Here is a 24,424-nt window from a genome sequence, read left to right on the forward strand (position 1 = left end):
GTAAATAATTTTAAATTTTCAAGAGTTTTTTAAATTTAGTGTCCCCTGTTTTCAGGGTTTTAAAAACATAGTAAAAGACAAATACCTTAAAAAGTTCTAATCTGTTTTTTAAAGAGAGATTTCGAAGATAAACAAAACTAAGCTCTATACATTTTTGAGCTTCGTCATATTTTCTTTCGGCCATTTTCCATCTCATTGCCCACAAAAGGTTCTTCACAGAGTGCAATACGATTTCCCTATGGTTTGGAGTTCTATCTATAATTCTCTTATGAACCTCAACAAAAGAGTTTATCTCTATTTGTAGTTTGTTTTTATGAGTGGTAATCGACTCATTACCTCTTCGCACATATATCAGCTCCATATCTATAATCCCAATATTCCTATTTTCAAAAATAATCCTTGAGAAAAAATCCAGGTCTTGTAATTGATGGATTTTTTCGTCATAAAGTTTCTTGTTTTCCAAAGCACTTTTTCGCCATAGTGGCACTACATTTAAAATCGAAATTTTACCGAGCACATATTCTTCATAAACATCCGCCGTAATTTTTAATCGTATTTCTTTTTTTTGATCATAGAATTTATGGTCTTCTTCATAAAATTGCACCTTTTTACAAATACAATAATCACAGTCTTTATTATTTATTAAGTAATTGACTTTAAGCCTTAAATTATCCTTGTGCATTAAATCGTCACTATCAAACCAATGAATAAATTCACCTTGGCTTCTCTCAAATCCAATATTTCTTGCCGTATTCCCTCCTTTAGGTCTATGGTTAGGACTTTTAAAATATTTAAACCGTGAATCTTTTGACATATATTTTTCAACAACCTCATCGGTATTGTCCGTGCTGTCGTCGTCAATCACCAAACATTCCCAATTGCGATATGTTTGTTGCAAAATTGAATCCAGGGTTTCCTCAACAAGCTGAGCCCTGTTATAAGTAGGAATAATTATTGAAACTAATGGCGAAATCAATTCTTAATTCTTATTATAATTACTGTTCGTTCTTTCATGGCTCATAAAATTTTTTGCATAGCATTCTTGAGATATTCAACGGACAGGTATTTCTTTAAATCATTTCTATTTAGATTTATATCTTTTTCTTTCTTCCAATTGTAATATAATGCCTCAATTTTTTTCTCAATATTTTCTACATCTGATATTTCCGACCAATAAAGGTATTCCTTTCCCAATAACCTATGGGATTCACTAATATTAGGGCCTAACAGTAAAATCGGTTTGTTCGATGCCACGCAGTGCGGAAATTTACCCGGAAGAAATGGACTTATAGACGCTTTAGCCTCCAAAATTACATTTACAGCAGCATTTTGTTGAATTTTATACACCGTATCAAAGCTGATAGTTTCTTCACTAGAATAAAATTGTGGTATCACCGTCATCACTTCTTTAAATTTATTTGAAAACTGAGAAGGGTGCCCAATCATTAAGAGTCGTGCATTTAACCTGGATTCAGGATTATTATCCAAAAATAATTCAAACGCTTTCAAAAGACCTAAAGGGTTTCTGGGTCCCATTAAAGCACCTGCGTGTACAATATTAAATTTGGAATTATCAAAAAATTCTGGTAGGGCAATGGAGCTTTTTCTTTCTTCAATTTGGTGCGGAATAATTAAACGCTTATTTCTGAAAGACGGAAAGTAGCTCTCCATCCATTCTGCCAATAGTAAACTGGGATAGGCTATGTACGCTGCCTTTTTTGACACATGAACAAAAAATTTTCTTTTTTGTTCATGGCCGGGCTCCACCCAATCGTAGGGACGTGGATAATATGCTAAAGGATAAGGGTCGTGGATGTAGGCCATCCACTTTTTATGCCATGCAGTCGGCATTTTTAATAGTGCGTGATGCGGTCGAAAACTGGCAGCTTTACTCAAAGTTATTACCAAGTCAACACTATCGATATTAATTTTCCTCAGCGATGCTGTGATACTGTTACTATCGTTCAAAAATGTAAAGGAAAATCCGAAGAGTTGTTCAATATATTTATTTAAGCTTATCTTAAAATAGCTGCGAATATATCTTTCCATCCTACTCAGAAAAAATAAAACACTCCACCGTTTTTCCTTTATGGCCATACAGGTTATTACAGGTAGCTGAATTTCCCTCCGGGTGTAATGATAAACCAATACGTTAAAGCCTGCCTTATGTAAATTTTGTATCAAGGCTACGTTTGCTTTTGACCCACTGCTATCATCCACGTCAATAGATTCAACAACAACTAATATTTTCTTTTGGTTAGGCAAATTGGTGTTTAGTGTTTAGTGTTTAGTGTTTAGTGTTTAGTGTTTAGTGTTTGTAAAACTATGCAATTTTAGGAAATCTAAGTAAGCATAACTTTTAAAGTCTTTTTTCTTTTCTCTCTTTTCTATATTTTATATTCTATTTTCCACTATCTGCTTTTTTCAATACTCAATACTATTCCTCAGAAGCTCAACAATTCTAAATGCGGCCCTCCCGTCTCCATAAGGATTCTCAATTCCTAAAAAATCCGGAGGATGGCTTAAGATCCGAGTTGCCTCTTTCACTATTTTACTTTTACCTGTCCCTACCAAAAAAGAAAATCCGGCTTCCACTCCCTCCATCCGTTCTGAAACTTCCCTGGTAACCAAAACCGGTTTTTTAAAAGTAGGCGCTTCTTCCTGAATTCCTCCGGAATCTGAGATAATAAGGCTGCACTGCTGCATCAGCCAAAGCATGGTAGGATAAGTCACCGGGGAAATAAGGTGAATATTATTTTTGTTACTGAGCAATTCCTGTACAGGACCTGTTACGTTGGGATTTAAATGAACCGGATAGATCAATTCTACATTCTCCCTTTCTGACAATTCCTTCAAAGCTTCACAAATTTGAATAAGTCCTTCCCCAAAATTTTCCCTTCGATGACCTGTGATAAGGATCATTTTTTTATTCGGCTTAAGTAAGGCTTTTATTTTCTGAATTTCTTCACTCAATGTCTGTGATTCCAATTTATTAATTGCCCACTCCAACGCGTCAACCACAGTATTCCCGGTCACATAAATATTCCCTCTGGGGATTAGTTCTTGTAATAAATTGAAACTTGCATTTGAAGTTGGAGCGAAATGAAAATCGGCTATCCTTGCTGTAAGTTGCCTATTAACTTCCTCGGGAAAGGGCGCCATTTTGTTATGGGTACGTAAACCTGCTTCTACATGTCCTACTTTTATACCGCGGTGAAATGCCGCTAGTGCGACAATAGCAGCACTTGTAGTGTCTCCTTGCACCAAAACAAGACTGGGTTTTTCTTTTACCAATATCTCATCTATATACTTAAGAATATTCGAACTAAGTTGATTTAATGATTGGTTTGGCTGCATTAGATCCAAATCATATTCTGGTACTATTTCGAAGAAATCCAATACCTGATCCAGCATTTCCCGGTGTTGCGCGGTAACACAAACTTTAAATTCAAGTTTTTGCTTTTTGAGCTCATGAATTACCGGTGCCATTTTTATGGCTTCTGGACGGGTGCCAAAACAGATGAGGATTTTCAAGATTTCTTCAGTTTAGCTTTCATATAAAAAATTGGCTTTAAAACAGGATATATTTTATAACCCCATAAATACTTAACTTTTTTTAATGTTCCGGCATTCGAGCATTTAAGCACATCTTCTATTACTGAAATTTCTTTAAGGAAAAATCCTAACCTTATAAAATACTGCACCAAATTTGAGGTTAATAATCCCTTTTTAAATAAATTGTCTATTACCAAATGAATCGCCATTAAATTGGAAGCTCTTCTTACCGGATCATTACTATTGAATTCCCCTGTATTGGAGTTGGGATGTTTCCTTCCATAAAACAAGCATTTATCTATGGAAATACCTTTAAATCCGTCAGATAATATTCTGGAATACAATTCCCATTCTTCGGCATACATTAAATGTTCTACAAACCGATGATTGCTAAAACATTCCTTTTTCCACATGACTGCACAAGAATTAAAAGGAAGTTCATTTTTCAACATTTTTTCCAAATCATTTGCATCAATATTGAACGATGTATAGTTTTTTGAATAATCAAAATTATAGTGAAAATCATCAAAAAACACCTCTCTCAGGTACCGGCAAAAAGACATCTTATTTCTTGACAATTCCAACACACATAGTTCTAAATTTTGAGGATGTACTATGTCATCATCATCAAAGAAAATAATATAATCTCCTTTGGCTAGATCTAAACCATAATTACGGCAACCTGGCAAGCCTTTTATATGATTTTCCGGACTTTTTAAATACTTGAATCGATTGTCATTTTCTAAAATGTGAGTAATAACTGCTAAAGTATTGTCAGTACCCCCGTCATCAATAATTAAACATTCCCAGTCTGTAAAGGTTTGTTGTTGTATTGATTGCAAACTCTCTATAATAAAATGGGCTCTATTATAGGTGGCCATGATGATAGTTACTTTGGCTGTCATTTATTTATTAATGATTTTATATATCGCAAAGGTTTTAAAATAAACTGACCAATTTTAAATTCTAACCGTTTGGTGTTTTTTATTTTTTCCTTTTCTTCCGTTTCAATTCTTTTTAAGAGATGATCAATAAATAAATTAAAATGATCTTTATACAGCATGGAATGCTTTGAATAAATATATTTTTGAAGATCGTGCCTAATCTTATTTGCATCTATTCTCATAGATTCTTTTTTCTGCCGGTAGTGAAACAGGGGTTGCTTAATCACATAAGCTTCCCCGCCACCTGCCATAAGCCTTATGTAAAATTCCCAATCCTCGTATCCTTGAGTCATCATTTCATCATACCCTTTTACACGTTTCCAATCTTTTTTTCTGTAAAGTGAATTTCCAATTGCAGCGTTGAAAAATAAAAAGTTTTTAATAGTGCCCCCAACTGGTTTAAAAATATCAATTAATCCTCTTTCATCAAATCTCTTTGCATAACAGGTGACTATTTTAATATCCTCAGAACTTAAGAGGACTTCAGCAGCTTTTTCACAAAATTCAGTATCGAAGGAATCATCTGAATCTAATACTAAAATAAACTCCCCCCTGGACCTTTCAATTCCTTCATTTCTGGCGCAACTCAGTCCTTTATTCTCCTGAGTTATTAAAAGATCAATCCTGGATTCTAAACTAGCTAAAGTTTTTTTAGTTTCAAGATTGGAACCATCGTCAACAACTATTATTTCTTTGTTTATATATGTTTGCCCGATTGCGGATTGCACACTTTCTATAATATAGTAAGGATCATTAAAACAGGGAATGACAATAGATATTAATGGAAGCTTTGTTTTCATAAAAAATCCTGTTTTAAAAGAAATTCTTTAAATGCGATACCACTCTGAAGGTATTAAATCTATAGAATTTTTATCCTGTTCCGTATCAGCAAACCAGCGTTTTGGGGCTATAATTATTTTCTCGGGATTCTTATTAAGCCAAGCTCCCCACCAACTAAATGAGCTGTTGGCTATTATATTATGATCACATAAACTCATTAAATACATATCTTTCCAGCTATTGTGATTCAAATTCCCGGAAACGTAAATCTTTTGATTCGATATGTTTTTAAACTGCTGTCGTACCCAGTGTATGTCGTCGGAAAAGAAAATTAAGTTAAAATCTGTTAACTTAGATGATAAATATGCAATAGCACTTTGGTAATAATCTATAGTGCAGTTACCATGAAACTGTTGTGTTTTCTTGTTGTTCACATAATCCCCGCGCCTAATATGTAAAGAAACAGAGGTTTTACCAATTATTTTTCTTTTTATATTATCGTTATCTTTATCTAATGCCTCATCGGGAAATTTAAAGATTTTTCGTATAACATATTCTTTTCCCAAAAAATATCTAAAACTCTGGAAATATCCGTTCAAATAAATTGGGGCTTTTAATTCAAGTACTTGAGCTTTAAAATTAAAAGATGACTCATGAAATATCGTTGGGTAATTCAATCCAAGCTTTTTTTTGAATTTATTAAAATTTGATAACTTGGTAAAATAATCAATTTCCTTTTTAGACGCAATAGCGAATGAACTATTAAAAATCCCTAAGGAAAAATGTCTCGGAAACTTCTTTGTATTCTCGGTAAGCTCAGTATAAAAAGTGATGTCAACTAACACTTCTGATTTTTCCTTCTCAGCAATAATTTTTGCTATTGCAAACTGAAACATTTGGTTGCCCAAACCTCCAACAAGTTTAATTATAACAGTATTTTTGCTAATAAACATACTTTCTTTGTTATGCTCTTAATAGCCTGGTAGCCTATTGTTTGTTATTTATTTTTTAAAAATAAATTTAAATGGCCGGAGAGCTGCGTCTCCAAACTTATATGTGAAAGTGTTTTTAAGTTTTAATTTTTCCTTCTCAAGTTGCTCCATTCTTAAAAAAATACTACGAATATTCTCCTCATAATTATTGGTGAAAATATCTTTATGTTTTATATAGATATAGGCGATTAAATCATATTTATGGGAAAAATTTGCAGTGCTGTTTCTTGATTTTTCTTTTAGCCGGTAATGGAACAGATATTCTTCGATAACATAAATACTCCATCCTGCTTTCACAATAGAAATATTGAAATCCCAATCCTCATAACCATTCAACATTTTTTCGTCATATCCCTGAACATCCCTCCAGGATTTTTTTCTGAACAATGAACTGGCAAGCGCTCCATTTCTAAATAAAAGATCTTTAGCCTCACCACCCCTGGAAATAATCTCACCCTGATTTGCATTTTCATCGAACAGATGGGCATGGCAAGTTACCAACCCAACTTTTGGGGAACTATTTAAAATGTTTACTGCCTTTTGAATAAAAGTTGGTTCAAAAAAATCATCGGCATCCAAAGTGAGTATAAATTCTCCTTTTGCTTCTGTTACCCCCCTATTCCTGGCAACACTGGGGCCTTTATTTTCTATTGTTATCAATAGATCAATTTTTTGTGTAAGTTTTTTTAAAACCGCTTTCGTTTTATGATTGGAGCCATCATCAATTATTATAATTTCTTTATTGGTATAGGATTGATCCAAAATAGATTGAACCGCTTGTTCAATATAATCCCCATCATTATAACAGGGAATTATTATGGAAACTAATTTGCTCATTCAATTAATGTTGAAAAAATAGATTTTCAAGGGTTGATATTTTCGGGGCATTGGAACAATTGGAAATATACGTTTGTCTTAGTGAATTTGAAAGATTTTGATATTCTATTTCACTTAAATTCATTAATCTTTCAGCCATTCTAAGCATATTCTCGAAATCATTTACTACTAAGTGTATATGTTCACCTATTCTTTCTTTCATGGCTCCCACATTATAGCTCAATACCGGCACACCAGCAGCCATTGACTCTAATCCTGTCAATGGTCCAGTTTCAGCCTGTGAGGTGATTAAAAAAAATGAAATATTTTTATAAAATAAATGCGTATTGGCCGGAGAAATATTTTTTTTTATAAGTGTTATATATTCCTGTAATCCATAATCCTTTATTAGCTCTTTTAACCGGTAAGAGTATCTTTCATCACCGTCACCTTGTATTATAAGGGTTGCATCTAACCCGCTTAATTTCAGTTTATTTATTAAGGAAATTGCATGTTCAATTCTTTTCTCTTCAGAAAATCTGCAAAGCATACCAAATGTGTAAATTCTATTTGATTGACATTCTAATAAGCGTTTTTCATTGGCAATTATAATATCCTGTACAATAACATTATTACTTTTTAGAATGTTAGCAATATAAAACTGATGTCCTTTACTCATTACAATATTCCATTTGAGAGCTCTTAAATATTTTTTTTTCCAACTCTCTATACCCTCCTCATGTACTATAGTATATTTTATCAAACAATTTTTAGGGTTAAAATTATTAAGAATTGGAATATAATAGTTTTGAGTTGTAGAGGTTAGAATATAAATGTAATCAAATCCCCTTAAACGCTGGAAAAACCAAAATAAATTTTCTATAAAGGAAGTTTTTAAATGAAAGAGACGCCTAAAAAAAACATTGATTTTTTTAATATATAAATTATTAAAAAAATCAGGATATGTTTTAAATTTTATATTTGGATTAACAGCCAGATCTTGAAAATTACCTAATTCAAGATGATAGGGGCAAAAAATTTCAATTTTTTTAAAACTTCCTGAGTTGGCAAGTTCTTGGGCTGTTATTAGCGTTTCAATTTCCGTGCCTCCAACAGTTAATAGAAATGGTGCAGTTATTAATAGTTTCATCTCAAATTTTGTATACTTTTAAATAAAGCTTGTAATTTCAAAATGAATCCATTTGGAAAAAGAGATAATAATAATTTCTCCAGAAATTCAAAATACCAATAAATTGCATATCACAGTCAAGCTTTAAAATTTATTTAATAGACCAAGTTTAATTAATAAATTTATTTTCCGAGATTTTTTCAAATTTCTTACTATTGATTTTAGCTCATATAACTCTTGAACTTCTATAAGAAATGCACTAAAGTGATTGTTAAGAACGTTATTTCTTTCCTCTATTATTACAGTATCGTTTTCAGGCATGGCACTTATACCGTCCGTATTGACAATTGTTAATATATCATCAATCTTGTTAGAAGTACAATTTTCTTTAAACAAAGCGAGTATTATAAATTTCCAATCGGAGACTATTTTTAACGTTTCATCATATAAACCAACTTTTTGAAATAATTCATATTTAATAAAAACAGATTGATGACATAGCGTACCGTATAAAAGATCTGAAAATCGTAATTGCGTTGGATAAGAAATTAATGTCGAACTATCTTTTGCTTCAACTTGTACATTGAAATAAATAATATCTTTTATTTTTAAAAACTTAAAATTCCGATCGAGAACATATTTGCTATAAAACTGATCCCCACTATTCAAAAATAGCAAATATCTTCCAGTCGCCACTTTTATACCTTTGTTCATCGCATTATAAATACCCGAATCCTTTTCACTCGCCCAAAAATCTATTCTATCACTATGCTGTTCAATATATTCCTTACTCCCATCTGTGGAACCCCCATCAATAACTATGTATTCATACTCCTGCCAGGTTTGCTCAAAAACACTATTCATTGTTCTTTCCAAGCCTTCAAGATTGTTTAGGTTAACGGTAATTATCGATATTAAAGGCATCTCAACTTAAAAATTTATTATTATAAACTTCCCTAATCCCTTCCTCCAATCCAATACTATGTTCCCATCCCAAACTATGTATTAAAGAAACATCCAACAATTTTCGAGGTGTGCCATCGGGTTTGGCTCTATTCCAGATTATTTCACCCTTATATCCTACGTTTTTCCTTATCACATCTGCGAGTTCCTTTATTGAAATATCTTTTCCTGTCCCTATATTCACGCTTGTATTTCCATGGTAGGTTTGCATTAAATGAAAACAAGCCTCGGCAAGGTCATCCACGTGTAAAAACTCCCTCATAGGAGTCCCTGTTCCCCACAGTTCGACAGGCTCACTGCGGGGTTCGACAGGCTCACTGCGGGGTTCGACAGGCTCACTGCGGGATTCGACAGGCTCACTGCGGGATTCGACAGGCTCACTGCGGGATTCGACAGGCTCACTACCGCACTTCGGCAGGCTCAGTGGGCTCAGTGGGCTCAGTGGAACAGGAGGTTTGGGATTGGATTTATCCATCTTTTCTTCACGCAACTTAGCTTCGTGAAATTTACGCAATAATGCCGGAAGCACGTGCGCGGTTTCTAAATCGTAATTATCGTTGGGGCCATAAAGGTTGGTTGGCATTACCGAAATAAAATCACAGCCATACTGCCGGTTGTAATTTTCACACATTTTTACCCCGGCTATTTTAGCGATGGAATAGGGTTCATTCGTGGGTTCCAGTTTCCCGTCAAGAAGGTATTCCTCTTTTATGGGTTGTGGTGACAGTTTTGGGTAAATACAGGAGGATGCCAAAAACAACAATTTTTTAACTCCGTGAACATAACTTTGGTGAATCACGTTGTTCTGGATCATCAAATTTTCATATAAAAACTGCGCCCTATAAGTGTTATTAGCCTCTATTCCCCCCACTTTTGCGGCAGCCAAAAAAACATATTCCGGTTGCTCGTTCTCAAAGAAGGAAGCTACAGCTTGCTGATTTATAAGGTCCAGCTCTTTAGAAGTTTTAAAAACAAAATTTGAATAACCTTTAGCTTTAAGATTTCTAGCAATCGCAGAACCTACCATTCCCGTATGTCCTGCAATGTATATTTTAGAATCTTTCTCCATTTAATAATTAGGTTGCTTTTACCTGAAAACTAAAAAACCCGGTTAGGGGCATTCTTATAGTTTATTTGTTCTTTTTTGGGTCCTGACTGGTATCAAAAATCCTGACCACATAAATTTTCGTTTTCCCTTTGCGATAAGTGATTTTACAATGATGCTGAGTTAGTTTTCTATAGGAGTATTTTAAATGATCAAAATCCTTATCTAGTTCTCCAATCTCGGTAAAATTATAATCAGGATTTTCCAATGTTTCCAACAGCTCAAAAATTGTATCGATAATTTCTTGAGCTCTTACAATTCCGTATAAATCCAAATTAAAGGATTTTACTTTTTTTAAATCCTTTATAGCCCTTGAGGTTAACTCTACTCGTTTTATTGAGCTGCTCAAGTATCGAGCATTTTTTTCGCTTCTTTTAAACTATAAGTACGTCCAGCTTTAATATCTTCCTCCCCTTCTAAGATCATTTTATCTTTTTGCAATTGTTCCATATAAACTTTTGCCATTTCGTAAAACATTTTTACAAATTTGTCATCCCCGGTATCTACAAATTCATGGAGCTTTTGTTTTATTTCTATTGTACTCATAACAGTGTTTTTGAGACTTATAAAGATACACATTTTGTGCCGATAGCTATCCTGATTTAATTTTCTGCAATTCAAGAACTCACCATTCCGGTATGACCTGAGATGTATATTTTAGAATCTTTCTCCATTTGTTGCGAATTTACCCGAATTAATCTGAACTAAAACAAATTTATCCGAATTTTGAGATAACTGTTGTTGAAAAATTGAAATTTGATTTCTGACACTGAACATTGAACGTTGAACTTTTTTAACTCCCCCTTTGGAGGCTGGGGGGCTTTTTATTCATTATATTTCAAAGTGTCATGACCTCCATCTTTCAGGTATTTCTCTTTCTGAAATAATTTTATGTCTGCCGCCATCATATCTGCTACCAATTCACCTATAGAATGTGTTGGTTCCCAGTTCAATTTTTCCCTGCATTTTGTAGCATCACCTATCAGCATATCCACTTCTGTTGGTCGATGATATTTTGGATCTATCTTCACTACCACCTTCCCAATGGGCAGCTGAAATTCAGGATTTGAACAGGCTTTTACCAATCCTGTTTCATTTTCATTTTCTCCTTCAAAAGTCAGGCTAATCCCAACCTCTGCAAAAGCCATCCTCACAAAATCCCTTACCGAAGTAGTCACTCCGGTGGCAATAACATAATCTTCCGGCTCGTCCTGTTGTAACATTAACCACATCGCCTTCACGTAATCGTTGGCGTGGCCCCAATCTCGTTTTGCATCCAAATTCCCTAAAAACAAGGTATCCTGCATCCCTAAAACAATTCTTGAAGTTGCTCTTGTAATCTTTCTGGTTACAAAGGTTTCTCCCCGCAATGGAGATTCGTGGTTGAACAGGATCCCGTTACAGGCAAACATACTATAAGCCTCACGATAATTCACGGTAATCCAGTAGGCATACAATTTCGCGACTCCATAAGGGCTTCTTGGATAAAAAGGCGTTTTCTCGGTTTGCGGCACTTCCTGCACCTTTCCGTAAAGTTCTGAAGTTGAAGCCTGGTAGATCCTCGTCTTATCCGTCATACCAAGTAAACGGACCGCTTCAAGTATCCTTAGTGTTCCTAAACCATCAATATTCCCGGTATATTCCGGAGTATCAAAACTCACCTTTACATGAGACATTGCTCCCAGGTTGTAAATCTCATCGGGTTGCACTTCCTGGATAATACGCGTTAAATTCATTGGATCACTTAAATCTCCATAATGCAATTTAAACTTAACATTCTTTTCATGGGGATCTTGATAGAGGTGATCGATCCTGTCTGTATTAAAGGAGGAACTTCTTCTTTTAATACCGTGAACTATGTATCCTTTTTCTAAAAGCAATTCTGCCAGATAGGCTCCATCCTGACCTGTGATTCCTGTGATGAGGGCTGTTTTATTCATTTCAATTTGAATTCTTGATTCAATCTTTCTTAACTCTTAAATAACTTTAGCGTATAAATCCATAGTTTCTTTCCGACATTTTTCCCACGAAAAATCTTTTAATCGAATTTTTCCAGCCTCAATTAAATCTAGTTTTAATGTACTGTCTGAAATAACATTTTGTATAGTATTTCTAATAGACTTAATATCTTTCGGATCAAAATAAATAGCCGCATTGCCTGCTATTTCCTTTAGCGATCCTCCCGGGCTGCTTATCACCGGGCAGTTGCAAGCAAAGGCCTCGAGAAGAGGAAAACCAAAGCCTTCGTATAATGAAGGAAAAACAAAACATTCTGCATTAGTATATAGGTGAACTAATTCTCCATCACTTTGACAAAAATAGCTATTCACTTTACTTTTTATTTCCAATTCTTCTATCCATCTATTTTCGATAGCTGTAAAATCCGGCCCTGTGCATACCAAATGTAAATCTTTATTATTCTTCAAGATTGGTGCTACAGAAATTAAAAAGGTTAGGAAATTTTTATAGGCACTTCTGTTACCTGTAAATAAAACATAAGGATGATCTATATCAAATTTTGGCTTTATACTAATAATACTTGCATAATCGGTTGCCAAATATATCACCTCTATTTTTTCCTTTGGAATATTAAAAATATCAATTAAATCTTTTTTTGTTGAATTAGAAATTGCAATAATTTTTGATGCTGAATTACATAAATTTCTTTTATTAAATGAATCCCTGCTATTCCCAAAATACTCCGCATACTTCTCGTGGATCATATCATAAACAGTCACTACAAATGGTGTTTTTAAATAATTTAAAAAATAATTGCCGTAATAGGTTGGATGAAAAACATCAAATTGAAGATCCCTTATTTGTGAATTATAAAAATCATATTTATTAGCTTTCGGTTGCTTTCCATTAAACAGCGTTCTAGTTAATTTTGATTGAACTCTTTGATAAAACTCTTTCTTTTTTGGAGATTGGTCCGTAAACAATTCCATTTTTTGGACTGCATCATTGCCGCGTTCCAGCATATTGAAATATCGACTTATTCCGCCAAATTTCTGTTGTTCAAATATTTGATTATCAATTAACACCTTCATTATTGTAGATATAATTCTTTTTGATTAACCATTAATTGAAGTTCATCTTTCAAATTTTTTATTGGTTTCCATCCGGTAAGTGTTTGCAACTTCTCATAACTACCAATAATAACAGGATTATCATTAGGACGAATTAATTTTTCTGAAATAATATAATTTTCATTAATTCCTGCAATTTTATAAATATGAACTAATATTTCCTTTAAGCTATATCCTTTACCGGAGCAAACATTATATAATTCGCCAGTAATTCCCTTCCTCAATAAAATAATATAGGCTTTAACAACATCATCAACATGCAGAAAGTCTCGTATAATGCTTAAGTCTCCTACCTCAATTTTTATGTCATATTCATTATATTTCTGAATTAAAACTTTATTAATAAATGAAGGAATAACAAAGCGATCCGTTTGAGTATTTCCAAAATGGTTAAAAGATCTTGTAGATACAATATCTAACCCGAAACCTTTCACATAAACCTTACTTAGTTCACTTTGAGCCTGCCTAGCGACTGCATAAGGCGAAACAGGATTGGGTCTTACGGTTTCTTTTATAGGTATTTGCTTTCCACCAACTACTCCATATTCTTCTGAAGAACCTATTGAAAGGATTCTTGATTTAAAACCTAACTTTCTTACTGATTCTAATATATTTAGATAAATATTTACATTGTTTTGAAAGCTTAAATTTGGTTCTTTCCAACTATATGCCACACTGCTTTCTGCTGCAAGATGAATTATGTAATTTGGTTTTATTTCAGCCACGGTTTTTAATACGAAAGATGAATTTTTTAAATCACCAAATATTACATTAATTCCAATATTTTCTTCAACATTTTTGTCTAAAGGCCTTCGAGAAATGGCAAATATTTGAAATGATTTGTCTTGTTTTAATTTTTCAATTAGACGCCTGCCAACAAATCCAAAGCCTCCTGTAATTAAAATAACCTGCATTTATTGTATTGTTTTAAAGACCTCATTAATATATTAAACTAAATCATCATTTTGAAGTTTCTTTTTTACATATTCAAAATCCTTCATAATTAAAGACTCCGGAACCACTTTTCTTGTATTAAAAGTTTGATTTTGATTTATCTTATAATTGATTTTATTTACAATTCGTTGAAGAATTGTCTTTTTTATTTGTGCCTTTTTCTCCTCAACAAAAGGATTAGCAGAAAATTTTTCTCGTGATAAAATATGGAGGTTTATAGAATCTGTATAATAATAGACATTGAATTTTTTAGCGATTCTATCAAAAGCATCTTCAGTATAAAATGATACATGTTGTCCTGTTTCAGGTACAAAATACCACCAATCTTTTAACTCAGAAATATGTCTTGTGGGCTGTAACTCGGTGGACAATAAAATTGTATCAGAATAATTGAACATTTTTGTGATTTCCTCAATGGGATTAGGTAAATGTTCAAAAACCTCAAAAGCAGTTAAAATATCGAACTTATGGCTTACTGGTAAATCCTTAACATCAAAATAGCGAGCATATAAATTATCGGCATGTAAATCTTGCCTATAAAAATTAAATCCTTTATCACGCATTAATCGAACAAACACGCCTTCACCTCCACCGTAATCCACTGCAGAAAAGGCATTGAAATTTGAGAATAATTTTCCTAATATATTTTGAGTTTTATGCAACAATAGAAGGTTTCTCGACATAATACCTACGTCCAATGCACTTATGGCCCCCGTGCTGTATGCTTCCTCTAACCAAAATGGGAATTCAGTCTGAAGGAAATAACAATTTTCACATTGATAATAATCAACATCATACTTCCTTAAGATTTTCTTTGAAAAAATCTTATTACTAAGATCAGCACATATTCTACAAGTCATAAAATTTAATTTAAACTCTTCCAAAAGAATTTATCAACCTTGACAAAATATTATTTTTGCTTCCCTTTATATTATAAACTAAATCAGAAGCATAATCATCCGCTTTTTTATTAACAATAATTTTATCTGGATGGCTAATAACCCCGATTTCAACTGTTTCTAAATTCGCAAAAGGACTGCTTCCTTTAGTATGAGTAGCATTTTCACCAAATCCGATATTGGAAATCAAATTGGTATTTGGCAAAATTGTCAATGCGTTGTTTTTCCAAATTGAAAAAACCCATTGATAGTCCCAAGTGTCAATATTCTTTTTAGCAACTTCTTCAAAAATATTTAGCCAGTAATCCCGAAATTTTTTTCGCTTATCAATTTTACAAATGGAATTGTTTTTCTTAAACTGATCTAGTTCCTCCATATTAAAATCATACTTTTCCCACGCTCTCCTCCATGTAGCCCAACCCCATACAAAAACATAATTTGAGAAAAAGTAAGAAGCATTACCTCTTGAAATACCGTTTTGAAAATTATCACCACTTATTGCATAAATCTGCTCATTATACTTATATTTCTCTAGCAATACTTCACAAAAGCTAAAAAAACTATGATTTGGTAAACAGTCATCTTCTAAAATAATTCCCTGCTCTACGTTTTCGAAAAACCAATTAATTGCTAAGGAAACACCTTTTCCACAACCTAAATTTTCCTTTCTAAATAAAGTTTTAACTTCACAATCCCAGTCAATTCCGTCAAGTACAATTTTCCTTGCAGAAGTGCATTTTTCGAAATCATCATTAATGTTTTCTCTAGGACCGTCAGCTGCTACGAACAAATATTTAGGTTTTTGTTTTTTTATCTCTTCAAAGACCTTTTGCGTAATCTCCGGACGATTAAAAATGATGAATAAGAGTGGAGTATTAAACATAAAAAAATTTAAATTAGAATTTTATAAAAACAAGTATTTGTAGTTTTTGCATAAAGCGAATATCCCTTAGAAACTAGAAAAATATTGATGTCACTTTTCTCGATATCACCAATTGAATTCATATTTAATATTTCAACTAGTATGATAAAGGGTTTAAATTTATTCCAATTATTAGATTTCAAAACTTGAAAATCCAAGCCTTCAACATCTATAGTTAAGAAATCAATTTTATCATCCTCCTTTAAATATTGATTTAAAATTTCTGATAATAGATAGGTTTTCAATTTAATTCTTTCAACAATTTTATATCCTTTAACCCCATCATTTTTTTCTGCTTCAATCCTTGAAAAGGTATTTAATGCAGGTTCATTAAAAACGTAAAAATCCAGATTCTCCTTTGAATTTGAAATTGCATATTCAAGATTAATATCATCAGGCCGTACTTTTCTAAAACCATCCATACTCCCGGGCATTGCATCTATATTGATTCCACGCCAGCCCATTTTGTAAAATTCATAAGTATTTGAAAATCGCTTTGGATGATGTGCTCCAACATCTAAATAAAATCCCTCCTTTTGACCTTCAAAAATTCTTTTTAAAATTAAATCCTCTCCTTCCTGAGAATATGAAAGTGTTGCATAAGAATCCAATTTCATATTCTCCTTTTTAACCGATTCTTGAAAAATATTTTGAATCCTGACAGGAGTAATCTTTATAATAATCTTCTTTATTTTATTAAATCCCATTCTCCTTTTATTAGAAGTTTCGACTTCCCATTAAAACCCAAGTTTCCGGATCTGTAAAAATCACCTTTTATTACATTAAATCTTCCCAGTGGTACTTTAGGCCAATCAGATTCTCTTTTATCACATTCAATACGACCTTTAACAATATAATTTCCCTCATTCAGAGCTAAATCGGCAATCACACATTGAATTTTATACTCTCCATTTGAATTAACTTGTATAGTTTTATTCTGATAAGAATTATATAAAACAGTTATTAATTCATCATCCGATGTGTGTATTGAAAAACCTAAATCTATATTAAAGTTATTGGTAAGGTTAGCGACATCTATGGCAAAGGAAAACACAACCGTGTCACCATTTAAAACATTTTCTATAATTTGTCCATTCGTGTGTTCAATATGAAAACTTCGAAATTTTACTGTTCCAGTTCCACTTCTATCCTTAATAGATGTGAGATCTTTAGGAATTATTTGCTTTTCATTTGATAAATAAAAATTAATTGCTTTTTCAGTTGAACCATCAAATTCTAATAAACCATTCTCCAGAACAATTCCTCGGGTGCACAAACTCTTCACACTCGCCATATTATGACTCACAAACAACACCGTCCTACCCTGCCCAACAGATAAATCCTGCATCTTGCCGATAGCTTTTTTCTGGAATTCGGCATCGCCCACGGCCAACACCTCATCTACCACCAGGATTTCCGGTTCCAGGTGCGCTGCCACGGCAAAGCCCAGCCGCACCGTCATCCCACTGCTATAGCGTTTTACGGGCGTATCTATATACATTTCACAACCAGAAAAATCTATAATTTCATCAAGTTTAGTTTTTATTTCATTCTTGGTCATCCCCAAAACGGCGCCATTCATAAAAATATTTTCTCTGCCGGTAAGTTCTCCATGAAATCCGGTTCCTACTTCCAACAGAGATGCGATACGCCCTCTGGTTTTTATACTACCGGTTGTAGGAGAAGTTACCCGAGATAATATTTTAAGCAAGGTAGTTTTTCCAGCCCCGTTTTTTCCAATAATCCCCAATACCTCGCCTGTTTTAACCTCAAAATTGATGTCCCGCAACGCCCATACATAATCTTCAGTAGCCTTAGCGCTACGGTCGTTTACCGCCCCCACTTTTAAATAGGGATCTTCCTTCCCGCGAACGGTATGCCACCAACGGTTAAGATCGTGGCTAAGCGTGCCTGTGCCAACCTGGCCGAGCCGGTATTGTTTGGAGATGTTTTCTGCTTTCAGGATGATACTCATTTTATTCGTTTACGGTTTGGTGTTTGGTGTTTGGTGTTTGGTGTTTGGTGTTTGGTAAAAATATAAAAATTAGCCACGAAACCACGAATTATTCATAATATAGAAATATGCATTTAGACCCTTTTTTGTAGATAGTTCTGTTTTTAAAATATTGAAAAATAAGCTGACAAAAAATTAAACCCTTGGATTTTTATAAACTATCAACTGGCTTCTGGTAAAAGGTTTATTCAGAAACCCGGGCAAAAAACGCTCACTCTTTAATGCCCATCGCTTATATCTATTTCTTCTTTCACCCCAACCAAAGAAACGGCTAAAGCGTTCAAGAGTCCCCACCGGAATTATTTCTACCTCTCCAAAAAATGCTGTTCCGGCTTTTTCCCAATGTTGGGAACTAAAACTCCTGTCCGGATGCGGATCGTTCTCCTTCCATATTTTAAAGGCATCTTTATTGAATTTTGAAGGCCTGCCTCCAATGGGGATATGCCAGCGTATCTCATCGAGCACCTTTGAATTTACAGCAGGTTCGAAAAATCGTGCTTCCCCATTTGATTTTAAAAGCCGGGCGGTTTCCTTTAAAAATAATTTTTCTACAGGAATTGTGAGATGATGTAAAAAGGCCTTGCCAACCACGAAATCGAAGCTTTTAGAGGTTAGGTTATTTTCCAAAAAATCTCCTTCCACAAAAACTATAGGTTGCTTAAAAGTGTAATTTTCATTTAACTTTCTCACAATTTCACCACTTTCAGATGCTATGTCATTGGCATAAACCTCAGCTCCCAAAGCGGCCATCACCGCAGCATTGGTACAATCTCCACAGCCCATTTCCAGCACTTTCTTTCCCTTTATTTTCTCCCTGAAATTGTTCTGATATAATCCAAACCAACTGGTTTCAGTAGTGGTTGCAGAGTTGAGAAATTTTTCGAGGTTATTGATCCAATGCAGAATATTACTGATGTTATAATTGGCATATAGCTTCTCATAATGCTCTTTATTCTTTTCCTGATTATGGTCTGTGCTACTCATAAAACTTCATGTGTGCGCAATTTATAAATTATTGATCACCGAAACGCAAAAATATTTATTTATGATTGGGAGTTGTTAATTCGTTAATTCGAGATTCGTTAATTCGTTGATTTGTTAACTCGTTAATTGGATTTTCGCCAGTCTCAACGTCCCCTCGTCTCCCTGTCCCTTTTAACGATTCGTTAATTTGTTAATTGAGGATTGGTGGTTTCATTGATTCGTTAATTTGTTAAATCATTATCCCTCATCTCTCCTTCGCTTTTAGATACGATGGTTTAACATTATCCTAAATTACCTCGTTATCCGTCACAACATTAGAACACCACTGCGTTACTCCGTCACTTCATCACATCGTTACTTCTTTACAGCGTCACAGCTTCACAGCTTCACAGCTTCACAACTTCACAGATTCACAACTTCACATTGTTACTCCATCACTTCATCACATCGTTACTTCTTTACAGCGCCACATCTTCACAGCTTCACAGCGTTACTCCGTCACTTCGTCACTATTCCTAAACGGACAATCCCTCATCAACCCATCACACAACTTCTCAACCTTACCCTCATCCGGCATTCCACCATATTTTTCAAACAAACTTTCAATTTCTTTCAAGCTTAATTTCCTGTCCAGAAATTCTGCCTGATAAAAAGCCAATTCCACCGATTCAAGATAATCCCGATATTTAATTCCGTCTCCAAAGATCTTATTTGAAAACTCCACCCATATACTGGGAATTCCATAAGCGTGAGAAACTATCACCCCGTGCAAAGAGGAAGAAATAGTTTTTTCGCAACTCAGAATCTGTCGGGTCACTTCTTCCACATCCAGCGTCATAAGGTCAATCACCAGGATTTCAGGATCATTTTTATAGTTTTCTAAAACAAATTTAAAATCGTGATAGTGCGGAATGATCCCTAATTTGTATTTTTTCTTAACTGCGGGATGATAGTATTTTGGCAGCAGAAGTGCAGGATCCCCATAAACTTCGGGGCAGCTATATCCAAGCTCTAACAAATATTTTCTGGTTTGGGGTCCGCGAACTGCCCTGTAATCTGCTTTAGATATGACTTGCTCCTTATCTATAATCCCGCTTCCCCACACAATACTGTCTTTGGAAGCGTGGTGAAGTATACTTCCTATAGTGACATAATTTGTTTTATCCCATTTGTACCAGGGCTGTTTTTTAGGATGAACCCATTTTATCTCTTTTCCCGAGATCTTTTCAACCAAATATTTAGACAGTAAATCCCCATAATTCTCCTTCTTCTTAAAGATGAATTTTATCTCGCTCCAGTAAAATAGCGGAATTGTTTGGGATGGCATTATCTTTTGGATTTTCTTAATTTCAAAAGTAATGATTTTTGTTTAGTGTGATTCGGTAATTCGGGATTTGTTGATTCGTTGATTTGTTGATTTGGTGATTGGTTAATTCGGGATTCGTTAATTGGTTAATTGGATTTTCGCCAGTCTCAAGCCCCCACGTCACCCTGTCTCCCTGTCTCCTCGTCCTTTTTAAGGATTCGTTAATTTGTTGATTCGGGATTCGTCGATTTCTTTATTGGAAATTCTGTTTCCTCATCTCCCTGTCTCATCGTCCCTCCTTCCCCTTAGGGATTCGTTAATTGGTTAATTGGTTTTTCGCCAGTCAACGCCCTTCATCACATCATCACACCATCACATCATCACATCATCACATCATTACACCATCACATCATTACATCATCACTTTTTTCCTATATTTGAACGAGCCAAAACTAATACCCGATTTGAAACCAAAAAAAATCTTCATTCTGCTCCCCGATGGCGTAGGCTTACGCAACTTTGCTTTCACCTCTTTTGTTGAGATTGGAGAAAAAATGGGCTGGGAAGTGGTATTCTGGAATCAAACCGGTTTCCAACTTTCTGAATTAGGGTGGAAGGAAATAAAGCTAAAATTTTTTCACAAACATAACAAAAATGTTATATATTTGAGTTAATGAATTCGAATGATCTCATTAAAATGATTGAAAAGGAAGGTTGGTACCTGGTGCGGACAATAGGAAGTCACCACCACTTTAAACATCCGGCTCACAAAGGACTCGTTACTATTCCTCATCCTAAAAAAGATGTTCCGAAAGGAACGGTAAAATCTATCCTAAGACAAGCAGGAATAGAATAATTTAAATAAAAAGCCATGAAAAATAAGAGCGTAGAAGTTTATGTAGAGAAGGCGGCAGACGGAACCTATTGGGGCACCACTCAAAACCTGCCGGGGGTAGTAACCGCATTTGGAAATTCCCTGGAGGAATTAAAAATAAATTTACAACAAGCTTACAGCGATTATCTGGAAACTGCTATAGAAGTAAATGAAGAATGGATCCAACAGATTTTACATGCCAATGTTTTTGTATATCGTTTAGATATTCAGGCACTTTTTAAACTCATTCCTGAAATAAAAATTTCCAGTTTGGCAAAAAAAGCTGGGATAAACGAATCCTTAATGAGGCAATATGCTACGGGAAAGGCCAATGCTTCGGAGGAGAGGGCCAAGAAAATTGAAAAAGCCCTTCATGAATTGGGCAACGAATTATTGTCGGTTACTTTCTAAGTTTGAACGAAATGAGGAATGATTCTTACCGTTATCATCATCACAGCGTTACTCCATCACAACAATATTCCAATACCAAGGCTTTTCGTTCCCCTTTAGGGGCCAGGGGTTAAGGAATTCATAATTTATCCTCTTCGACACAGCACCACAACTTCACAGCTTCACAAATTCACAAATTCACAACTTCACAGCTTCACAACTTCACAACTTCACAACTTCACAGCTTCACAGCTTCACAACCTTACTTCATCACATCTTCACAATTTTCCTATATTTGAACAAGCCAAAACTAACACCCCCGATTTGAAACCAAAAAAAATCTTCATTCTGCTCCCCGATGGCGTAGGCCTGCGGAATTTCGCTTTTACCTCTTTTGTCGAAATTGGAGAACAAATGGGCTGGGAAGTTGTATTCTGGAATCAGACCCCTTTTGATCTAACTGAATTGGGGTATAAAGAAATAAAATTAAAAGGAAAACCAAGAGCCTTTACCGATCTTTTAAAGAGGGCGAAGATCAGCGCAGAACTGGATCATTTTGAAGAAAAATTCGATGATCCCGTTTATCAGACCTATAAATTTCCTGCCGGCAACAAAAACATAAAATCTAAAATTAAGAATGCTGTCGTAACTCAGCTCACCAAAACCTACCGGGGAGAAAAAGGGCTGGAAAAGTTGCGATCAAAATTAAAGGATTCTGAAAGAAAGTCTCCTTTTTACAAGCAATGTAGAGAGGTGCTGAAAAGAGAAAAACCCGATTTTATTTTTTGTACCAATCAGCGTCCCGTAAATGCCATTGCTCCTTTAACCGCAGGACAGGATTTGGGAATTCCTACAAGCACTTTTATTTTTTCCTGGGATAATCTTCCTAAGGCTACTATGGTGATTGAACCTGATTTCTATTTTGTATGGAGTGAGTATATGAAGGAGGAATTACTGAATTATTATCCTTTTGTAAAAAAAGACCAGATTTTTATTACCGGAAGTCCACAATTTGAACCTCATTTCAACCTGAAGTTAAGAGAAACGCGGGAGCAATTTTTTGAAGAGAACAACTTAGATCCCACCAAAGAATATATTTGCTTTAGCGGTGACGATAGTACCACCAGCCCGGATGATCCCCAGTATTTAAATGATTTGGCGAAGGCGGTTAAAAAATTGAACAAAAGCAAAGATTATAACCTGGGAATTATTTTCAGGCGATGTCCGGTCGACTTTTCTAATAGGTATGATCGGACTTTAGAAACATATAAAGATTTGATAGTTCCTGTAGCTCCCAGATGGAAAAAACTGGGGGATCAATGGAACACGATTCTTCCTACAAAAGAGGATCTGCAGCTACAGGTAAATACAATCATTCATAGTAAAGCGGTAATAAATCTGGGTTCCTCAATGGTGTTTGATTTTGCTATTTTAGAAAAACCCTGTCTTTTTCTCCATTATGATGTTGAAAACAAACAGGATGAAAACTGGGGAGTAGAAAAAATATATAATTTTGTTCATTTCAGGTCTATGCCAACAGGGAAAGAAGTTATCTGGTTGAGATCAAAAGAAGAAATCGAGTCAAAACTAGAAGCTGCATTAAAAGAAGCCCCGGCGGAAGTGCAAAGGGCTAAAACCTGGTTTAACAAGATCAACCAAACCCCTGCAGAAAAGGCTTCAGAAAGGATATGGGAAGGAATTGATAAAATAACAGAAAAATCCACTTAGCCTTGCTTACCCCCGTTTTCGGTTTGTTAACTATAAATTATAAAAGGCCGAAGGCCAACTGTAAACCTATACTTCATTTAAAATATACCAGTCATCAAAATGAGAAAATTCTTCATGAATTCGCTTATATCCGTTGGAAGTTAAAAGCTTATAAATCTCTTTTCTTATAGCCATGTAATTATGCTCTATTGTCATTACACGGAATTTGAATTTTTTGAAATCAAAGTTCTTCAGGATTTCCAGCTCACTTCCTTCAGTGTCTATCGATATATAGTCTATAATTGGGGGAGCATTGTATTTCGTTAAAAAATCCAAGAGGGAAAGTGTATTTACCTTATAGTTAATGGCATCCGTTCTTGATTTGCTATGGTTATCATCTTCGCCAAATCCTTGGAGGGTTGATAAAGATGCCAGCTTAACTTCTTTAAAAATTAGTTGTTCTTCACTACTGGACCAGATGCAACTTTTCTCAATTGGAACTCCCCTATTTTTGAAAAGTTTTTCATGCCATACTTTACCCGGTTCTGCCAAGATACCTTGCCACCCAAATTCCTTTTCAAGCAAATAAGTATTGCTTAAAGATATCCCGTCTGTAGCACCAAATTCAACAAAAAAACCATTCCTTTTAAAATCCAGTTTCATTAAGACAAATAGATCTTGTTTTAATTGCGCTTTGGATGAATCATTGTATTTTAAATAATTAGAAGCGTTAAAAGGGTAAGATTTTATAAAATTAAATTCTTCAACTTGAGGTATTAAATTATTATATTTTTTCATTGAATCTACCCTAATCAAAGAATAACCTAGAGCGCCAAAAAGCTTGGTAATAGATTTTGTAAAGATTTTTTTCATTTTAAATATAATCATTGAGACATGTGATTAAAAAAGCATGGCTAAATGCAATTCAAAAGTCAATCGAAAAAGACTTCCGTCTACAGCTGCCTGCTGTATATAATGCATCTATAAAATTCTTTTCTGTT

25 protein-coding genes are annotated in these 24,424 nt (G+C 34.4%); 3 read left to right on the forward strand and 22 right to left on the reverse strand.

The genetic code is table 11. From position 1 onward, the window contains the following. Positions 1 to 10: 10 nt before the first annotated feature. From GILLI_RS17610 to GILLI_RS05295, 21 genes are all read right to left on the reverse strand, one after another. A complete protein-coding gene (locus GILLI_RS17610; RefSeq protein ID WP_006988063.1) occupies positions 11 to 976 on the reverse strand; it encodes a glycosyltransferase family 2 protein in 966 nt (321 codons plus the stop codon). A gap of 41 nt (positions 977 to 1,017) precedes the next feature. Then, positions 1,018 to 2,265, reverse strand: a complete 1,248-nt coding sequence (locus tag GILLI_RS05200) for a glycosyltransferase family protein (RefSeq protein WP_006988064.1) — start codon at positions 2,263 to 2,265, stop codon at positions 1,018 to 1,020. A 159-nt stretch (positions 2,266 to 2,424) separates the two neighbouring features. Further along, entirely contained in the window at positions 2,425 to 3,537 is a 1,113-nt protein-coding gene (gene wecB, locus GILLI_RS05205; protein ID WP_040506446.1) for a non-hydrolyzing UDP-N-acetylglucosamine 2-epimerase, read from the reverse strand. Beyond that, complete coding sequence (locus GILLI_RS17615; RefSeq protein WP_006988066.1) at positions 3,531 to 4,460, reverse strand: glycosyltransferase family 2 protein; 930 nt, start codon at positions 4,458 to 4,460, stop codon at positions 3,531 to 3,533. Before GILLI_RS17615 ends, wecB begins: the two co-directional genes overlap by 7 nt. Next, the gene (locus GILLI_RS05215) at positions 4,457 to 5,299 is read right to left on the reverse strand and encodes a glycosyltransferase family 2 protein (RefSeq protein ID WP_006988067.1); all 843 of its coding nucleotides are present in this window, start codon (positions 5,297 to 5,299) and stop codon (positions 4,457 to 4,459) included. The genes GILLI_RS17615 and GILLI_RS05215 overlap by 4 nt, the downstream gene beginning before the upstream one ends. 27 nt (positions 5,300 to 5,326) lie before the next feature. Then, the gene (locus GILLI_RS05220; RefSeq protein ID WP_006988068.1) at positions 5,327 to 6,232 is read right to left on the reverse strand and encodes an alpha-1,2-fucosyltransferase; all 906 of its coding nucleotides are present in this window, start codon (positions 6,230 to 6,232) and stop codon (positions 5,327 to 5,329) included. 48 nt (positions 6,233 to 6,280) lie between these two features. After that, positions 6,281 to 7,108 (reverse strand): glycosyltransferase family 2 protein, encoded by an 828-nt coding sequence (locus tag GILLI_RS05225; RefSeq protein ID WP_006988069.1) that lies wholly within the window; start codon positions 7,106 to 7,108, stop codon positions 6,281 to 6,283. 4 nt (positions 7,109 to 7,112) lie between these two features. Beyond that, a complete protein-coding gene (locus tag GILLI_RS05230) occupies positions 7,113 to 8,237 on the reverse strand; it encodes a glycosyltransferase family 4 protein (protein ID WP_006988070.1) in 1,125 nt (374 codons plus the stop codon). 123 nt (positions 8,238 to 8,360) lie between these two features. Beyond that, the gene (locus GILLI_RS05235) at positions 8,361 to 9,140 is read right to left on the reverse strand and encodes a glycosyltransferase family 2 protein (RefSeq protein ID WP_006988071.1); all 780 of its coding nucleotides are present in this window, start codon (positions 9,138 to 9,140) and stop codon (positions 8,361 to 8,363) included. A gap of 1 nt (position 9,141) precedes the next feature. Next, positions 9,142 to 10,248 (reverse strand): GDP-L-fucose synthase family protein, encoded by a 1,107-nt coding sequence (locus GILLI_RS05240; protein ID WP_006988072.1) that lies wholly within the window; start codon positions 10,246 to 10,248, stop codon positions 9,142 to 9,144. Positions 10,249 to 10,309: 61 nt separating this feature from the next. Continuing rightward, positions 10,310 to 10,633: a type II toxin-antitoxin system RelE/ParE family toxin gene (locus tag GILLI_RS05245; RefSeq protein WP_006988073.1), complete on the reverse strand. Its 324-nt coding sequence runs from the start codon at positions 10,631 to 10,633 to the stop codon at positions 10,310 to 10,312. Then, on the reverse strand, positions 10,630 to 10,830 hold the full coding sequence (locus GILLI_RS05250) for a hypothetical protein (protein WP_006988074.1): 201 nt from the start codon (positions 10,828 to 10,830) through the stop codon (positions 10,630 to 10,632). Before GILLI_RS05250 ends, GILLI_RS05245 begins: the two co-directional genes overlap by 4 nt. A 278-nt stretch (positions 10,831 to 11,108) precedes the next feature. Further along, a complete protein-coding gene (gmd, locus tag GILLI_RS05255; RefSeq protein WP_006988075.1) occupies positions 11,109 to 12,224 on the reverse strand; it encodes a GDP-mannose 4,6-dehydratase in 1,116 nt (371 codons plus the stop codon). Between the two features lie 36 nt (positions 12,225 to 12,260). Then, positions 12,261 to 13,328, reverse strand: coding sequence for a glycosyltransferase family 4 protein (locus GILLI_RS05260; RefSeq protein WP_169312723.1), 1,068 nt, complete (start codon positions 13,326 to 13,328; stop codon positions 12,261 to 12,263). A 5-nt stretch (positions 13,329 to 13,333) separates the two neighbouring features. After that, on the reverse strand, positions 13,334 to 14,287 hold the full coding sequence (locus tag GILLI_RS05265) for a GDP-mannose 4,6-dehydratase (protein ID WP_006988077.1): 954 nt from the start codon (positions 14,285 to 14,287) through the stop codon (positions 13,334 to 13,336). 33 nt (positions 14,288 to 14,320) lie between these two features. After that, positions 14,321 to 15,187, reverse strand: coding sequence for a class I SAM-dependent methyltransferase (locus GILLI_RS05270; RefSeq protein ID WP_006988078.1), 867 nt, complete (start codon positions 15,185 to 15,187; stop codon positions 14,321 to 14,323). A gap of 10 nt (positions 15,188 to 15,197) precedes the next feature. After that, complete coding sequence (locus tag GILLI_RS05275; RefSeq protein WP_006988079.1) at positions 15,198 to 16,109, reverse strand: hypothetical protein; 912 nt, start codon at positions 16,107 to 16,109, stop codon at positions 15,198 to 15,200. Positions 16,110 to 16,117: 8 nt separating this feature from the next. After that, the gene (locus GILLI_RS05280) at positions 16,118 to 16,855 is read right to left on the reverse strand and encodes an FkbM family methyltransferase (protein WP_006988080.1); all 738 of its coding nucleotides are present in this window, start codon (positions 16,853 to 16,855) and stop codon (positions 16,118 to 16,120) included. Then, entirely contained in the window at positions 16,837 to 18,123 is a 1,287-nt protein-coding gene (locus tag GILLI_RS05285; protein ID WP_006988081.1) for an ABC transporter ATP-binding protein, read from the reverse strand. Before GILLI_RS05285 ends, GILLI_RS05280 begins: the two co-directional genes overlap by 19 nt. Before the next feature lie 174 nt (positions 18,124 to 18,297). Then, the gene (locus GILLI_RS05290; RefSeq protein ID WP_006988082.1) at positions 18,298 to 19,146 is read right to left on the reverse strand and encodes a class I SAM-dependent methyltransferase; all 849 of its coding nucleotides are present in this window, start codon (positions 19,144 to 19,146) and stop codon (positions 18,298 to 18,300) included. Positions 19,147 to 19,636: 490 nt separating this feature from the next. Further along, positions 19,637 to 20,473 (reverse strand): polysaccharide pyruvyl transferase family protein, encoded by an 837-nt coding sequence (locus GILLI_RS05295; RefSeq protein ID WP_006988083.1) that lies wholly within the window; start codon positions 20,471 to 20,473, stop codon positions 19,637 to 19,639. A 652-nt stretch (positions 20,474 to 21,125) separates the two neighbouring features. Between GILLI_RS05295 and GILLI_RS05305 the strand changes: the two genes are divergently transcribed. The 3 genes from GILLI_RS05305 to GILLI_RS05315 all read left to right on the forward strand — a co-directional run bounded on the left by GILLI_RS05305 (position 21,126) and on the right by GILLI_RS05315 (position 23,444). Beyond that, positions 21,126 to 21,308, forward strand: coding sequence for a type II toxin-antitoxin system HicA family toxin (locus GILLI_RS05305; protein WP_006988084.1), 183 nt, complete (start codon positions 21,126 to 21,128; stop codon positions 21,306 to 21,308). Between the two features lie 15 nt (positions 21,309 to 21,323). Next, positions 21,324 to 21,737: a type II toxin-antitoxin system HicB family antitoxin gene (locus GILLI_RS05310; protein ID WP_006988085.1), complete on the forward strand. Its 414-nt coding sequence runs from the start codon at positions 21,324 to 21,326 to the stop codon at positions 21,735 to 21,737. A gap of 303 nt (positions 21,738 to 22,040) precedes the next feature. Continuing rightward, entirely contained in the window at positions 22,041 to 23,444 is a 1,404-nt protein-coding gene (locus tag GILLI_RS05315) for a CDP-glycerol glycerophosphotransferase family protein (protein WP_006988086.1), read from the forward strand. A gap of 66 nt (positions 23,445 to 23,510) precedes the next feature. On the opposite strand, the gene GILLI_RS05320 is transcribed toward GILLI_RS05315, so the two are convergent. Continuing rightward, the gene (locus GILLI_RS05320; protein WP_169312724.1) at positions 23,511 to 24,296 is read right to left on the reverse strand and encodes an FkbM family methyltransferase; all 786 of its coding nucleotides are present in this window, start codon (positions 24,294 to 24,296) and stop codon (positions 23,511 to 23,513) included. Positions 24,297 to 24,424 lie beyond the last annotated feature (128 nt).

The sequence above is a fragment of the Gillisia limnaea DSM 15749 genome (genome assembly GCF_000243235.1).
GTDB lineage: Bacteria > Bacteroidota > Bacteroidia > Flavobacteriales > Flavobacteriaceae > Gillisia > Gillisia limnaea.